Genomic DNA, 14,472 nt, shown 5'->3' with positions numbered 1-14,472 from the left:
CACCCTCCGCGTCGAACCGGCACCGAGTGACACGGCGGCATCGGGCAAAGGCGGCTCAGCCGGCCTTCCGGGCGGGCGGCGTCGTCGTGAACTGGTCTGCCTGGAGCCCGTACAGCTCCGCGTAGACACCGCCGCGGGCCAGCAGCTCGTCCGGGGTGCCGGACTCCACCAGCCGGCCGCGTTCGAGGACGTGCACCAGATCGGCGTGGCGCACCGACGCCAGCCGATGAGTGATCAGCACGACCGTCTGTCCGCTGCCCGCCAACGCCCGGATGCGCTCGAAGACCTCCAGTTCGGCACGTGCGTCCAGGGCCGCCGTCGGCTCGTCCACGATCAGGATGCGGGCGCGCCGGTATGCGGCCCGGGCGATGCCGAGCCGCTGCCACTGGCCGCCGGACAACTCGTGCCCGCCGCTGAAGTTCCGGGCCAGCAGCGTGTCCAGGCCGTGCGGCAGATCCGCCACCACCTCCTCCGCGCCCGCACCGGCCACCGCCGCGGCCAGCCGCTCCTCGGTGAGCGGCGCCGAGGAGCGGCCGACGGCGACGTTGACCCGTGCGGTGAACGGCCAGCGCTTGAAGTCCTGCGCCACCATGGCGATCCGCTCGGCCAGTTCGTGCCGGTCGGCGCCCGCCGCGTCCACGTCGTCCCACAGGATTCGCCCCCGGTCCGGCGTGTACAGACCCGCCAGCAGCTTGACCAGGGTCGTCTTGCCCGAGCCGTTCTCGCCCACCAGAGCCACGATCCGGCCGAGCGGCAGGGTGAGCGTGACATCGTCGAGGGCGGGGCGGGTGGCGTCGCCCGGGTAACTGAACGTGACGTTCTCGAACCGTACTTCCTTGGGGTCCTCGGGCAGCCGCTCCCCGCCCACCGGGATCGCCCGCTCGGCGGCCTCGACGTACAGCCGCTGCAGATCGCCCACGAACAGGGCCTCCTCGTGCAGTTGGTTGATCTCCAGGACGAGTGTGTCGAGGCTCGCGGAGCCCGTGCGGATCGCGATCACCGCGGTGCCCGCGACCGACAGCGCCATCGCCCCGGTCAGCAGCAGCGCGCCCAGCGTCGCGTACGTCGCCACGGTCGCCAGGCCGGTCCAGGCCGCCGCGATCAGACCCGTGCGGGCCGCCAGCCGGGCCAGCCGCGCCTGCTCGCCCTCCGCGGTCTCCGACATCTCCCGGAAGTGCCGCAGCAGGAACGGGCCGACGCCGTGCACGCGGATCTCGGGCGCCGCCGCGGGTTCCGTGAGCAGGTTCGCGATCAGATGCCCGGCACGGGCGTGCTGCACCCAGGTGTGGAACGACTCGTAACGGCGCCGGGCGTTGGTCAGCGCACCCCACGCGCTCGGCAGGGTCATGGTGATCAGCAGCGGCAGCAGCGCCGGGTGCAGCACGGTCAGCACACCGGCCGCGGCGACCAGCGAGATCACCGCGTTCACCACCCGTGTCCCGTACATGATCATGCGGCGGGCGGACTGCGCGCCGTACTGCGCGGTGTCCAGCAGCTTGTGGAAGGCGTGGTCCTCGATCGCGGCCAGCTCCACGGCCGCCGCCCGCTCCAGGTACAGCTCGGTCGCCAGCCGCTCCACCTTGGGTTCCAGGCGGCCGGTGGCGTACGTCGACGCGGCCCGCAGCAGGGCGGCCATCAGCATGACGGCGGCCATCGCGGTCAGGGCCGGCACGGCGCCGCGCAGCCGTTCCTCGATCGGGCCCGCGCCGATCAGCCGCCCCAGCACGCTGTTGACGGCCAGCAGGCTCACCGCCTGGGCCGCGCCCCGGCCCGTCTCCGCGACGAGCACGGTCCGCGCGGCCCGCGGGTCGGCCCGCCGCGCCAGCCGGAAGCTGGACGCCAGCATGCCGGGCAGCCGGGTCACCATCGCCCGGAAGTCCAACTCCAGGAAGGCGTCCCGATGCTGGTTCCATCCCATGTCGTAGCGCAGCGGCCCTCCGAAGAGCAGCCGCTCCGACTCGGACACCTCCGGCGTGACCCGACCGTGCTTCTCTCCCACCGTCGACCTCCCCTGACTTGGACGGACGGCCACTATCGCGGGAGCGTCCGCGGCGGGGCAGAGCGCGAACGGAGGGACAGGAAGCACGAGGGCGTACGCCGCCGGGTACCCACCGCGGCCGAGGCCGCGCGAACCCCTGGCGGACCGGCACCCGTCGGGCCGTGCCCACCCGGCGCACGGCACATCCATGCCCCTCCGGCGCAGGGCACATCCGGTCAGTCGGGTGCGCGGCTTGCGGTCGGCAGGGTGTGCGGCGCACGCTCGGCCGGGCGCACGGCTTCGAGTCGGTCCAACGTCGGCTTCGGGTTGGGCCAGGGCCAGGGCCTGGTGTTGGTTGGGCCAGAGCACGACACCACGAGCCGCACGGCAACGCGGCGCGCGGTCGGCCTGATGCGCCGTGTCCTTCGGCCGACGCCTATGCGCTGAGCTGGCGGGACCAGTCCGGTGTGGTCCCCGTCACCCGGCACAGCGCCAGATAGAGCGGAATCGGCGGGGTGTACGGAATCGTGCCGTTCGGCCGGTGGATGAGGTGGGTGGCGGCGGGCAGGCGGGCGCCGGGCGCGTAGCGCGCCGGGGTCGGCCACGTCAGCTCGTAGTCGGAGTCCGACGGAACGATCCACCACCAGTGCGACCCGTCCGCGTACACACAGCCCAGCCGCGGCAGCCGGGGGACCACTAGCGGGCCGAAGCGGGCGGGCATCGCAACGGCGTCGCAGCCCAGCGGTGTCGTCATGCCCTCGGGAAGCGCGAGCCGCCCGGCCGCGCCCGGCGAACGCTGCGCGCGCCGCAACCGCACCAGGGTGTCGAGCCCGAGCACCGGACCGGAATGGGGGGCGCCGCTCACAGCCATTCGGGCCTCACAGACTCCCGTGTCTCCGTCTCGGACGTCCTGCGGTACTGCCTCTGCACCTGCTGCACCTGCTCCTCCTCGCCGGTGCCCCGGCCGGGGCCGGGCTTGGGGCGGGTGCCCCAGCCCAGGTCGTTGCGCGGCTCGGCGGCGTCCAGGGCGGCGTCGGTCTGACACGGCAGCTCGGCCCAGACCAGCAGGCCCGGCCCGTGCTCCTGGGCACCCCAGGCCCGGCACATGGCGTCCACGAGAAGCAATCCCCTCCCGTGCTCCTCCTCGGCCCGCCGCGGGGACGGGTGGGGTTCACCCGGCGCGCAGCCCTCGTCACGCACGGCTATGCGCAGCACGTCGTCGTGGTCGTGCAACTCGCACACCACCCGGCGGCTGGCCGTGTGCACGATCGCGTTGGTGACCAGCTCGGATATGACCAGGACCGCGGTGTCGCAGGTGTCCGCGCACACCGACCAGCCGGACAGCCGGGCCCGTGTCAGGCGTCTCGCCTGGGCGGGTGAGCCCGGATGGGCGGCCAGCTCGAACCGGAACCGACGCTCGGCAGCGGCCTGACCTGCGGCTGCTACCGCGGCAGCGCCGAGACCGGGTCGGTCTGCGGCGGCCTCTGTTCCTAAGGGCGCGGACGGAATCACGCTGCCACTATCGCTCTGTCGCGAACACTTGGCAAGTGTCACTCTGAAAATTGCAGAGTGCGGTGTGACGGGGTCGGGGGCCATGGCACACTGCTCGCAACAGCACGTCCGGCGGCGCCAGTTCGGATTACCGGCGGTCCAGTGGATCACCGGTGACTTCTACGAATGGCGCCGCAGGGCTGTTCGGATTCATGCGTGTTCGAGGCGTGTTCAGACGTGGAGGTGGAGCGTGAGCGAACCGCGGTCCGCGCCGACCGTGGGCCAGGTCGTCCTCGGCCGACGCCTGCTGGACCTGCGGGAACGCGCCGGGCTCAAGCGCGAGGAGGCCGCCCGCATCCTCCGCGTGGCCCCTGCCACCGTCCGCCGTATGGAGATGGCCGAAGTCTCCCTCAAGATCCCGTACCTTCAGCTGCTTCTGAAGGCATACGGCGTCTCCGACGACGAGGCCGACCTCTTCGTGCAACTCGCCGAGGAGGCCAACAAACCCGGCTGGTGGCAGCGCTTCCACGACATCCTGCCGGGCTGGTTCTCGATGTACGTCAGCCTCGAAGGCGCGGCCAGCATGATCCGCTCGTACGAACCGCACTTCGTGCCCGGCCTGTTGCAGACCGAGGACTACGCGCGTGGTGTCCTGGAGTCCGGCGCCATAGGGCAGGCCCAGCCCGAGGACATAGAGCGCCATGTCGCACTGCGCATGCAGCGCCAGGATCTGCTGACCCGGGCCGACGCGCCCCGTTTCTGGGTGGTGATGGACGAGACCGTCCTGCTGCGCCCGGTCGGCGGCCCCGAGGTGATGCGCGGACAGATCGACAAGTTGCTGGATACCGCAAAGCTGCCCAACGTGACCCTCCAGATCGCCCCGTTCGCAAGCGGGCCGCATCCGGGCACGTACGGGCCCTTCGTGCTGTTCCGATTCGCCGTGTCGGAACTGCCGGACATGGTTTACAGCGAGTACCTGACCGGCGCCGTCTACCTGGACGCGCGCTCGGAGGTGGCGACCCACCTCGAGGTCATGGACCGCATGGCGGCACAAGCCGCCACGGCACATCGCACCAAGGAGATCCTCCGGGGTTTCCGCAAGGAGTTGTGAATGGAACACAGCAAGTCCCACGCCAAGCCGCTGCTCCGCGCCCGGCGGATCTACAACGGCATGCCCGCGCGCGAGTTGGGCAGCGAGGGCTGGCACAAGCCGTGGAGCGGCGGCAACGGAGGCAACTGTCTGGAGGCCATGAAGCTCGCCGACGGCCGGATCGCCGTCCGCCAGTCGACCGACCCGGACGGGCCGGCGCTGATCTACACCTCGGACGAGATGACCGCCTTCATCGAGGGCGCGAAGGCGGGTGAGGCGGACTTCCTGCTGTCCTGAACCCGGCTCGTTGATTTTGCTGCTGGCTCGACTTCCTAATTTTGGTACTGACTTGATCACCAACCACATCCGACCAGTTCCGACACATTCCGATACATCCGACACATGTGGAGTGCCGCATGACCAGGCACGTGGGGGTACCGCCCACGCCCTCAGGGCAGTGGGGGAGGGCCGGCAGATGCCGGCCCTCGATCCCAGGGTGCCGGTGATGGCCCCGGGCAACCGCGCGTTCATGCACCGGGCCGGCCGTCGGCCGCCGGGCAGGGCGTACGGTCGGTCCGGCAGGGCGTACGTTCGGCCGGGCAGGGCGTACGGCAGTTCCCGGACATCGGCACCGGCATACCCGCCGAGCCGGATCCGTACCAGGTCGCCCAGGAGAGCCGTGGCGCTGTCGCTCGTCGCGGTGCCGCACGTCGTCTCCGACGGGGACCGCGCGCGGGCGCTGGTCGACCGGCCGCTGTCGGAGTGCGGTCTGGAACTGATCGAGCCCGGAGTCGAGATGGTCCACAAGTAGCGTCCCGAACGGGGTGAGCCGGCCCCCGGCCCAGACGACACGGTCGTCCCCGGGCACGGGTCGGTGGGGCGCAAACTCTGACGTATGCCCGTATCGGCGGTGGTACGGCGGCTGGTGGCCGCCGAACCACCGCCGTCGGCCTCATGGGGGCGGCAGCACGGCGCAGAGCGCGTCCAGCGCCGCCCCATACGTATGCTCTCCGGGCGTGGCATAGCCGACGACGAGGCCGTCGTACGCCGTCGTCTTCGTCCGCGGGTGCCGGAACGCGGCGAGCCCGTCGAGGGCGACGCCCCGTGAGGCGGCCGCCTCGACGACGGACCGCTCGGTGCCCGGCGGGAGCCTGAGCACCGCGTGCAGCCCGGCCGCGACACCGCTGACCGCGATGTGCGGCGCCCGCTCGGCGAGCGCCGCCACAAGCCGGTCACGACGGCGCCGGTAGCGCTGCCGCATGCGCCGCACATGACGGTCGTAGGATCCGCGGGCCAGGAACTCCGCGAGCGCCAGTTGGTCCGGGACGCTCGCCCATGCCTCGCGGTCGCCCTTGGCCGCGAGGACGGGGTCGACGTACCGCTGCGGCAGCACCAGCCAGCCGAGCCGCAGCGCGGGCGACAGACTCTTGCTGACCGAGCCGATGTAGATCACCCGCTCCGGGTCGAGTCCCTGGACCGCCCCGACGGGCCTGCGGTCGTAGCGGAACTCGCCGTCGTAGTCGTCCTCCAGCACCACCGCGTCACGCGCGCGTGCCCAGTCGATCACGGCCGCCCGGCGCTCGGCGTGCAGCGGGCCGCCCGTCGGGAACTGGTGCGCGGGCGTGAGCAGTACGGCCCGCTCGCGCCCCAACCGGTCCACCTGGGCGCCGTGCTCGTCCAACGGGAGCGGCACCGTGCGCACACCGGCCGCCGCGAGCAACTCCCGGTGGAAGCCCAGCCCGTACCCCTCCACGGCCAGCGGGCCGCGCAGCACCCCGCCGGGACCCGGCCCGAACAGTAGCCGCAGCGCGTGCGCGAACCCGGAGCAGATCACGATCCGGCCCGGCTCGGTACGTACGCCACGCGCGCGTGCCAGGTACTCCGCGAGGGCTTCCCGCAGTTCCCGGCGCCCGGCCGGGTCGCCCGGACCGAATGCCTCGGTGGGCGCCGCCCCGAGCGCCCGCCGGTACGCGCTCGCCCAGGCGGTGCGCGGGAAGGCGGACGCGTCCGGAGTGCCCTGCCGCAGGTCATGCCGCGGTCCACGCGCGCGTGGCGGAGCGGGCACGGACGTGGTGGGCGCGGGCACGGGCGTGATGGGTGCGACGGACGCGGCAGACGCGGTGGGCGTCGGGGGTGACACCCGCATCGCGACCTGGGTACCCGAGCCCTGACGGGCGGTCAGCCAGCCCTCGGCGACGAGTTCCGCGTAGGCGTCGGCGACCGTGTTGCGGGCGACGCCGAGGTCGGCGGCGAGTGAGCGGTACGGCGGCAGCCGGGTGCCCGAGGCCAGTCGCCCGGACCGCACGGCCTCCCGCAGCGCCCGGATCAGCGCCGCCCGCCGCCCACCGGGCCCGGACAGCTCCAGATGCAGGTCGGCGCCGATCCGCTCCGCCGAATTGACCCACGATTCCGCCATGGAATTGCACCCTAGTGCCGGTCTTTCTGCTTCGTAGGGTCAAGGACATGACGACGCACACGATCGACGCCACGCCCCGTACCTCCGCCACTGCCTCCGCTTCCGCCTCCGCCACCGGCACCGCCTCCGCCACCGTCGCCGAAGGCGAGGCCGAACGGACCCGGCTCGACTTCGCGAAGCGGGCCCCGAAGGCATTCCGCGCCCTGGTCGGCTTCGACGCCGCCGCCCGTGCGGGCCTCGACCCCGTCCTCGTGGAACTGATCCAGATCCGCAGTTCGCACCTCAACCACTGCGCCTACTGCCTGCACATGCACACCAACGACGCCCGCAAGGCAGGCGAGAGCGAGGACCGGCTGCACATGGTCGCCGTGTGGCGCGAGGCGCGTCGCTTCTTCACTCCGCGGGAACTGGCCGCCCTCGCGCTCACCGACGCGGTCACCCTGATCGCCGACGGCGGCGTCCCGGACGACGTCTACGCGCAGGCCGCCGCCGCGTTCGACGAGGACGAACTCGCCCACGTCCTCGCCCTGATCTTCGCCATCAACACCTGGAACAGGCTGGCCCTGTCCACCGGAAAGACACCGGGCACGGACGAGCGGCAGCTCTGATTCCGGCCGCGGGCTCTCAGACGGTCATCGGCCGGTCGTATGCCGATATCGGCGCGGGCAGCCGCGAACTCCCCGTCAGATACCGGTCGACCGCCGCGGCCACCGCCCGCCCCTCGGCGATCGCCCACACGATCAGCGACTGTCCACGCGCGGCGTCCCCGGCGACGAACACGCCGGGGATGTTGGTCGCGAAGCCGGCGTTCCGGGCGATCGTGCCGCGCGCGTGCAACACCAGCCCCAGCTGGTCGACGAGCCCGTCCGTCCGGTTGGGCCCGGAGAAGCCGAGGGCGAGCAGCACCAGGTCGGCGTGCAGCGTCCGTCCGGTGCCCGGCAGCGGACGCCGCGCCGCGTCCACCTCCACCAGGTGCAGCGACCGCACATGCCCGCTCGCATCGCCGGCGAAGCGCAGGGTCGACGCCGCGAACAGCCGCGCGTCCGCATCGGCGGCTGGCGCGGTCACCAGGTCGCGGGCCTCCTCATGCGCGGCCGACAGCCGGTAGACCTTCGGATATGTCGGCCAGGGCTCGGCGTCCTCGTCCCGATCGGAGCCCGGTTGGGCGTAGATGTCCAGCTGGGTCACGGACGCCGCGCCGTCCCGCACCGCCGTGCCCAGACAGTCCGCACCGGTGTCGCCGCCACCCACGATGACGACGTGCTTCCCCGCCGCGCACAGCGGTGACACCGGCAGATCGCCCTCGCCGACCCGGTTGGCCAGCGGCAGATACTCCATCGCCTGGTGGATGCCCGCCAAATGCCGCCCCGGCACCGGAAGTTCCCGCCACGCCGTGGCCCCTGTGGCGATCACCACGGCGTCGTACCGTGTCCGCAGCTCGTCCGCGCCGACGTCCCGCCCGACCAGCGTGGACGTACGGAACCTGGTCCCCTCGGCGCGCATCTGCGCCAGCCGCCGCTCCAGATGCCGCTTCTCCATCTTGAAGGAAGGGATGCCGTACCGCAGCAGCCCGCCCACCCGGTCGTCCCGCTCGTACACGGCGACGGTGTGCCCGGCCCTGGTCAGTTGCTGTGCCGCGGCGAGCCCCGTGGGCCCCGACCCGATCACCGCGACCGTCCGCCCGGACAGCCGGTCCGGCGGCCTCGGCGGTGTGAAGCCCTCCTCCCAGGCCCGGTCGGCGATGGCGCACTCGACGTTCTTGATGGTCACCGCGGGCTGGTTGATCGCGAGCACGCACCCCGCCTCGCACGGCGCCGGACACAACCTGCCGGTGAACTCGGGGAAGTTGTTCGTGGCGTGCAGTCGGTCGGCGGCCGCCCGCCAGTCCTCGCGTGCCACCAGGTCGTTCCACTCGGGGATCAGGTTCCCCAGCGGACAGGCGTCGTGGCAGAACGGTATGCCGCAGTCCATGCACCGGTCGGCCTGCTTGCTGACGATGGGCAGCAACGCGCCCGGGACGTACACCTCGTCCCAGTCCCTGACCCGTTCCTCGACGGGCCGACGTGGCCACTCCTCGCGCGGCGTGGTCATGAAACCCTTGGGGTCGGCCATGGTCGTCTTCCTTGCCTACGCATGCGACGGGCCATGCGTCAGCGGGCGGCACTCCTGCCGCCACGATACGTCTCCCCGGCCGCCCCCGCAGGGCCGCTGACAGCCCCTTCCCCCGACCCCGCGACCGCCTCGCGACCTGCTCCGGAACCGTCTCGGAACCGCCCCGCGACCTGCCCCGGGGCCGCTGTGGGTGCCACTCCTGGACTCACTCGGACTCATTCAGGTGAGCGCCAGCACATACACCACCGTGGCGGCGGCCGAGGCGACCGTGCGGACGTGGTTCCATATGGTCCACTCGCGCACATAGGTCGGCCAATAGGCGGCGGCCTCCGGGCTGCCCGACTCCATCCGGGCCAACGTGTCGTTGCGGGGCACGTTCGCGACCAGGGTCAGCCCGAACGAACCGAACAGGAACAGCGCGCTGCCCAGCAGCAGCTCCACCTTGCCGCCGTCCGGCCACAGCACGAACGTCATCACGGCGATCATCGCGCACAGCACCGCGGACCCCGCGAACACCAGCATGAACGCGGGCGTCACGGCGGCCACGTTGATCGCTTTCATCGCGGCGGCGCCCTGCGCCGGCGGCAACGCCCCCAGCCCGCGCATGACGAACGTCGAGAACCCGCAGAACACTCCGGCCACCAGCCCCGTACCGAGCACCCCCAGCACGATCAGCACGAAGTACGGCCCGTCGATCATGTCCTCATCCACTCCCCACCTCGAACCGGGGCCCGCCCGGCACCCACCGTCACCTCCAGTGAATTCCCCAGGCGCAGCCGCGACCATCGTCGTGACGCGCGAGCGCATGCGTGAGCGTCCAGTCGCCCCGGCCTCCCGGTCTCACCCGACGTCCGCACCAGCCCCCCGCCACCCGCGCAGCACCGTCTCCACGGTGGCCGCTATCCGGTGCCGCGCCTCGTGCCGTGGCACCCCGCTCATCAGCAAGCGGTCGTACGGCGTGTCCAGGTGCCGCACGGCCGCCACGACCGCCGAGACCACCGCCCCCTCGGACAGCGCCCGCCCCGCCGCGCTGCGCCCCACCCGCCCGCTGCCCCGCACGGACGCGTGCGCGGCGATCGCCTCCGCCCGGTCGGCCGGGCACCCGGGAAACAGCCGCCGGATCTCCGCCGCGAACGCCTCCGCGAACCGCTCGTCCTGCACCGCCCGGCGCCGCGCGTCCCGGGCCCGGCGGCGACGCCGCACCTCCGCGTCGGCCAGGCACCGTTCCTCCGCCCGGGCCAGGGCCGCCTCCTCGACGAGCACACCCTGCCGCTCGTACCGGCTCTTGCGCCGGTTGAACCGCACCACCACCGCCGACAGCCCGCTCTCCTCCCGCGACCTGCGCGTCAGCGCCGTGTCGCCGCGCGGCAGGAACACCAGATGGCCGAGGTCGGCACAGACGAGGCAGCGCGGCGCCCCGTCCTCGAACACAAGCAGGTGCAACGGCCCGCGACGGCATGCCGCACACTGCTTCCGCCGCAGCGGCTGGATCACGAGAAGTCCCTTGGACGACGGGTGAGTTGCGAGGCACGCCATACCCAGTTCCTTCCCCTTGCGGTCTCTGTTCTCCCGTGGTCAGCGCGGTCCCACGTCCCCGCGGAGGCCGGTCCCCGCGTCCCCGCGGAGGTTGAACACCGAGACCCGGGTGCGGTGCCGCGCCGGGGCCTCGATCTCGTCGACGACCGCCACGGCGAGGTCCGCGTACGACAGCCAGGCGTCGCCGTCGGGCAGCCGCTCCCCGCCGACCCGGTACCGTCCGGTCCGTGCACCGCCGTGCTCCAGATGTCCGGCCGGCGTGAGCATCACCCAGTCGACCGCCCCGGCACGGTGCTCACGGAGCCGTTCGAGCCCAGCGGTGTGTGCCAGCGCGAACGGCCGTATCTCCGCCGGGAACGCCTCGGGATCGTCCATCACCGCTCGGCCGTCCGCCCCGAGCAGGTTGGCGCCCAGCCCGATGGCCACGAGACGCCCCACCCCGGCGGCGACGAGGGCGCCGAGCAGCGCGTCCGCCGCCTTCACGAAGAACTCCGGGTCGAGCGTGTCGAACCCCTGCTCGGGACCGCTGAACGGAGACACCGCGTGCACGACGGCGACTTGCCCGTCCACGACACCGGCCACCGAACCGCGATCGATGACGTCCCCGCGTACGACGGTGACCCCGTCCACGGCGAGACCCGGGTACCGCGCCGGATCCCGCACCACCGCCGTCACCTCGTACCCGCGCCCGCGCGCCTCCGCGGTGACCGCCCTCCCGGCCCGCCCGCCGGCTCCGAAGACGACGATCCCGCCCTTGGCCCCGCCCATGCCCAACCTCCTTGTCCGCACCGCGGATTCGCGTGCTGACCTGGACATTAGGGACCGGGCCCCCGGTTACTTCAACGGTATCGGCGCTACCCTCGACGGATGACCGACGCGACGGACCATGAGTGGCTCGCCCCCGCCCCGCTCGCCCCCGACATGTTCGACCCCGTCTGCCCGTCCTCGGCGATGCCCGTCCGGGTCGGCGCCACTTGGTCCGGGATGGTGATCCGCTGCCTCGAAGGCGGCCCGCGCCGCTTCGGCGAACTCCGCGTCCCGCTCCGGGCGATCACCCCCAAGGTCCTCAGCGAGACCCTGCGCGCGATGGAACGCGACGGTCTGCTCACCCGCACCGCGTACGACGAGAACCCACCTCGTGTCGAATACGCCCTCACTCCTCTCGGTCACACCCTGATCCCCCTTCTCGACGCCGCCCGCGCCTGGAGCGAGGAGCACCTGCCGGCCCTGCTGGCTGCCCGCCGCGCCCACGAACGGCATTCCTGACCGACTCCGGCCACCACACGCCCCCCGACGCCGTGACCGGCCGGGAGCGCGGCTGCCGCAGACCACGGCGCCGGCGTCCGCCCCGCCGGCGGACCGAGGACGCCCGGCGTCAGAACGGCCCCGGTCGGGCCCGTGCCGGTGCGCTGGGTCCGGCGCGGCATCATGGGCCCGTGCGACTCGAAGCGATCACCTGGGACCGGCTCGCCGAACGGCTGGCCGAGCGGCTGCTCGACGTCCGGCCCGCGGACGGCGGTCCCTGGCCGCGTGTCGCCTTCGACGGCGCCTCTGCCGCCCGCCCGGGCGAGATCGCCGAGCAGGTAGCGCAGGCGCTGCGGGTACGCGGACGTCCCTCGTTCGTCGTGGCCACCGAAGGCTTCCTGCGCCCCGCCTCGCTCCGACTGGAGCACGGCCACCAGGACGTGGAGTCGTATTACCACGGCTGGTTCGACACTGCGGCACTGTGGCGCGAGGTCTTCGGCCCTCTCGAACCCGGCGGCGACGGCCGTGTCCTGCCCGACCTGTGGGACCCGGCCACCGATCGGGCCACCCGCAGTTCCTACATGCAACTCCCGCCCGGAGGGCTGCTGTTGCTGCACGGTCCGCTCCTTCTGCGGCACTGGTTTCCCTTCGATCTGACCGTCCACGTCCTCCTCTCGCCGGGCGCCCTGCGCCGCCGCACCCCCGAGGCGGACCACTGGACGCTGCCCGCCTTCGCGCGGTACGCGGACGAGACCGACCCCGCCGCGACGGCCGATGTCCTCGTCCGCGCCGACGACCCCCGGCACCCGGCCTGGAACGGCTGACCTCCTCCCCCGCGGGGCTTCAGCCACGGCAGGCCCAGCCCGTGCACCGGGGCCGAGGCCGGGTCGGTGTTCCCTCTGCGGGTGCGGAGACCGGGCCGGGCACGGGAGAATGAAGAGCGCCGGGACCAGCGGTGTTTCCCGCGCCGCGCCGGCCCGTCCGGTTACCGGGAGGTGCACCATGACCACTGCCGGAGACATCATGCACCGTGGCGCCCAGTGGATACCCGCCCACGAGACCTTGGACCGTGCCGCCCAGTTGATGCGCGAGCTGAACGTCGGAGCGCTGCCCATCAGCGATGAGAACGAACGGCTCTGCGGCATCCTCACCGACCGCGACATCGTGGTCGGCTGCGTGGCCTTGGGGCACGACCCCGCCAAGATCACCGCAGGTCAGATGGCCCACGGCACGCCCCGCTGGATCGAGGTGAGCGCCGACGTCGGTGAAGTGCTGCGGGAGATGCGGGAGCACCAGATCCGCCGTCTGCCCGTCATCGAGAACAAACGCCTGGTCGGCATGATCAGCGAGGCCGACCTCGCCGAGCACCTGGGGGAGGACCAGATCGCCGCTTTCACCGAGAGTGTCTACGCCCGGACCACGCCGTCCAGCCACTGACCCCCTCGTCCGGCCCTGGGCCGGTCACAGCCAGCCGTTGCGCCTGAACCCTCGGTACAGCGTCAGACACGCGATGGATATCACCCCGATGACCAGCGGATAGCCGAACCGCCAGTGCAGCTCCGGCATGTGGTCGAAATTCATGCCGTAGACCCCGCACACCATTGTCGGTACGGCGACGATCGCGGCCCAGGCCGTGATCTTCCGCATGTCCTCGTTCTGTGCGACCGTCACCTGTGCCAGATGGGCCTGAAGGATCGAGTTCAGCAGTTCGTCGAAGGACGCGATCTGCTCCTTGGCCCGTATCAAGTGGTCGAGGACATCCCTGAAATATGCCTGTATCTCCGGGTCGACCACCCGGATCGGCCGCGTGGCGAGGTCCTCGACCGGGCGGGCGAGCGGCACCACCGCCCGCTTCAGTTCCAGGAGTTCCCGCTTCAGCTGGTAGATCCGCCCCGGGTCGACCCGCGCCCCGTTCTCCGCGAACACCTCCATCTCGACCTGGTCGATGTCGGACTGCACCGCGTCCGTCACATTCAGATACTCGTCCACGACATGATCCGCGACGGCGTGCAGCACCGCCGCCGGGCCCTTGGCCAGATGCCGGGGCTGCGACTCCAGTTCCTCACGCAGCGGTCCCAGTGAGCCATGCCGTCCGTGCCGGACGGTGATCACGAAGTCCTGGCCGAGGAACACCATGATCTCGCCGGTGTCCACCACCTCGCTCGTCGCCGTCAGCTCCTCGTGCTCGACGTAGCAGACCGTCTTGAACACCGCGAACAGCGTCTCCCCGTACCGCTCCAGCTTCGGGCGCTGATGGGCCTCCACCGCGTCCTCGACCGCGAGCGGATGCAGGTCGAACAGTTCGGCGATGCCGACGAACTCGGCGTCCGTCGGCTCGTGCAGCCCCAGCCAGACGAATCCCTCCCCGCTCTTGCGCACTCGGTCCACGGTGTCGACCAGGTCGCCGCCGCCCAAGACCCGGGTGCCGTCCCGGTATGTCACGCAGTTGACCACCGAGGAGCCCAGGGGCGACCGGGCGGGATGGCTCAGATCGACGCGTGGTCGCCTCCGGGCCAGCCGCGCGACCTTGCGTAGGCGGCCGACCCCGCTCAGGTCCCTGACTTTGCGCAGATTCCCTGCCATGGACATCTGGATCCCCCTGCC

At 72.1% G+C, this 14,472-nt stretch carries 16 protein-coding genes and 1 pseudogene; 8 read left to right on the top strand and 9 right to left on the bottom strand.

All coding sequences use genetic code 11. From position 1 onward, the window contains the following. Positions 1-55: 55 nt before the first annotated feature. From ACWEKM_RS12640 to ACWEKM_RS12630, 3 genes are all read right to left on the bottom strand, one after another. Positions 56-1,918 (bottom strand): ABC transporter ATP-binding protein, encoded by a 1,863-nt coding sequence (locus ACWEKM_RS12640; protein WP_451621190.1) that lies wholly within the window; start codon positions 1,916-1,918, stop codon positions 56-58. 496 nt (positions 1,919-2,414) lie between these two features. Next, a complete protein-coding gene (locus ACWEKM_RS12635; RefSeq protein ID WP_451621163.1) occupies positions 2,415-2,849 on the bottom strand; it encodes a hypothetical protein in 435 nt (144 codons plus the stop codon). Beyond that, complete coding sequence (locus ACWEKM_RS12630; RefSeq protein ID WP_451621162.1) at positions 2,840-3,490, bottom strand: ATP-binding protein; 651 nt, start codon at positions 3,488-3,490, stop codon at positions 2,840-2,842. Before ACWEKM_RS12630 ends, ACWEKM_RS12635 begins: the two co-directional genes overlap by 10 nt. Positions 3,491-3,719: 229 nt before the next feature. Here ACWEKM_RS12630 and ACWEKM_RS12625 point away from each other — a divergent pair, with 229 nt between their 5' ends. The 4 genes and pseudogenes from ACWEKM_RS12625 (at position 3,720) to ACWEKM_RS12610 (ending at position 5,370) form a co-directional block, all read left to right on the top strand. Beyond that, on the top strand, positions 3,720-4,580 hold the full coding sequence (locus tag ACWEKM_RS12625) for a helix-turn-helix domain-containing protein (protein WP_451621161.1): 861 nt from the start codon (positions 3,720-3,722) through the stop codon (positions 4,578-4,580). After that, positions 4,581-4,856 (top strand): DUF397 domain-containing protein, encoded by a 276-nt coding sequence (locus tag ACWEKM_RS12620; protein ID WP_451621160.1) that lies wholly within the window; start codon positions 4,581-4,583, stop codon positions 4,854-4,856. A gap of 169 nt (positions 4,857-5,025) precedes the next feature. After that, positions 5,026-5,234: pseudogene (locus ACWEKM_RS12615) on the top strand (SAM-dependent methyltransferase); the annotation flags it as partial. A 4-nt stretch (positions 5,235-5,238) separates the two neighbouring features. Continuing rightward, positions 5,239-5,370 carry a hypothetical protein gene (locus tag ACWEKM_RS12610; protein ID WP_451621192.1) on the top strand — a complete coding sequence of 44 codons (132 nt, stop codon included), beginning with the start codon at positions 5,239-5,241 and terminating at the stop codon, positions 5,368-5,370. 141 nt (positions 5,371-5,511) lie between these two features. Here ACWEKM_RS12610 and pdxR read toward each other — a convergent pair whose 3' ends face one another. Further along, on the bottom strand, positions 5,512-6,975 hold the full coding sequence (gene pdxR / locus ACWEKM_RS12605) for a MocR-like pyridoxine biosynthesis transcription factor PdxR (RefSeq protein ID WP_451621159.1): 1,464 nt from the start codon (positions 6,973-6,975) through the stop codon (positions 5,512-5,514). A 47-nt stretch (positions 6,976-7,022) separates the two neighbouring features. Here pdxR and ACWEKM_RS12600 point away from each other — a divergent pair, with 47 nt between their 5' ends. Next, entirely contained in the window at positions 7,023-7,583 is a 561-nt protein-coding gene (locus ACWEKM_RS12600; protein WP_451621158.1) for a carboxymuconolactone decarboxylase family protein, read from the top strand. A gap of 16 nt (positions 7,584-7,599) precedes the next feature. On the opposite strand, the gene ACWEKM_RS12595 is transcribed toward ACWEKM_RS12600, so the two are convergent. The 4 genes from ACWEKM_RS12595 to ACWEKM_RS12580 all read right to left on the bottom strand — a co-directional run bounded on the left by ACWEKM_RS12595 (position 7,600) and on the right by ACWEKM_RS12580 (position 11,391). Continuing rightward, complete coding sequence (locus ACWEKM_RS12595) at positions 7,600-9,087, bottom strand: glutamate synthase subunit beta (RefSeq protein WP_451621157.1); 1,488 nt, start codon at positions 9,085-9,087, stop codon at positions 7,600-7,602. 219 nt (positions 9,088-9,306) lie between these two features. Beyond that, positions 9,307-9,786 carry an anthrone oxygenase family protein gene (locus tag ACWEKM_RS12590; RefSeq protein ID WP_451621189.1) on the bottom strand — a complete coding sequence of 160 codons (480 nt, stop codon included), beginning with the start codon at positions 9,784-9,786 and terminating at the stop codon, positions 9,307-9,309. 141 nt (positions 9,787-9,927) lie between these two features. Then, on the bottom strand, positions 9,928-10,623 hold the full coding sequence (locus tag ACWEKM_RS12585) for a DUF2293 domain-containing protein (protein ID WP_451621156.1): 696 nt from the start codon (positions 10,621-10,623) through the stop codon (positions 9,928-9,930). 39 nt (positions 10,624-10,662) lie between these two features. Continuing rightward, on the bottom strand, positions 10,663-11,391 hold the full coding sequence (locus tag ACWEKM_RS12580) for an NAD(P)-dependent oxidoreductase (RefSeq protein WP_451621155.1): 729 nt from the start codon (positions 11,389-11,391) through the stop codon (positions 10,663-10,665). Between the two features lie 99 nt (positions 11,392-11,490). Between ACWEKM_RS12580 and ACWEKM_RS12575 the strand changes: the two genes are divergently transcribed. The 3 genes from ACWEKM_RS12575 to ACWEKM_RS12565 all read left to right on the top strand — a co-directional run bounded on the left by ACWEKM_RS12575 (position 11,491) and on the right by ACWEKM_RS12565 (position 13,305). Then, positions 11,491-11,889 (top strand): winged helix-turn-helix transcriptional regulator, encoded by a 399-nt coding sequence (locus tag ACWEKM_RS12575; protein ID WP_451621154.1) that lies wholly within the window; start codon positions 11,491-11,493, stop codon positions 11,887-11,889. Positions 11,890-12,059: 170 nt separating this feature from the next. Continuing rightward, a complete protein-coding gene (locus ACWEKM_RS12570; protein ID WP_451621153.1) occupies positions 12,060-12,692 on the top strand; it encodes a uridine kinase in 633 nt (210 codons plus the stop codon). A 178-nt stretch (positions 12,693-12,870) separates the two neighbouring features. Further along, a complete protein-coding gene (locus tag ACWEKM_RS12565; protein ID WP_451621152.1) occupies positions 12,871-13,305 on the top strand; it encodes a CBS domain-containing protein in 435 nt (144 codons plus the stop codon). Between the two features lie 24 nt (positions 13,306-13,329). Here ACWEKM_RS12565 and ACWEKM_RS12560 read toward each other — a convergent pair whose 3' ends face one another. Continuing rightward, positions 13,330-14,457 (bottom strand): magnesium and cobalt transport protein CorA, encoded by a 1,128-nt coding sequence (locus ACWEKM_RS12560; RefSeq protein ID WP_451621151.1) that lies wholly within the window; start codon positions 14,455-14,457, stop codon positions 13,330-13,332. Between the last annotated feature and the right edge of the window lie 15 nt (positions 14,458-14,472).

The organism is Streptomyces sp. NPDC004752 (genome assembly GCF_053601275.1).
The sequence above is the reverse complement of the archived record's forward strand: the minus strand, read 5'-3'. Positions and strand labels throughout refer to the sequence as shown.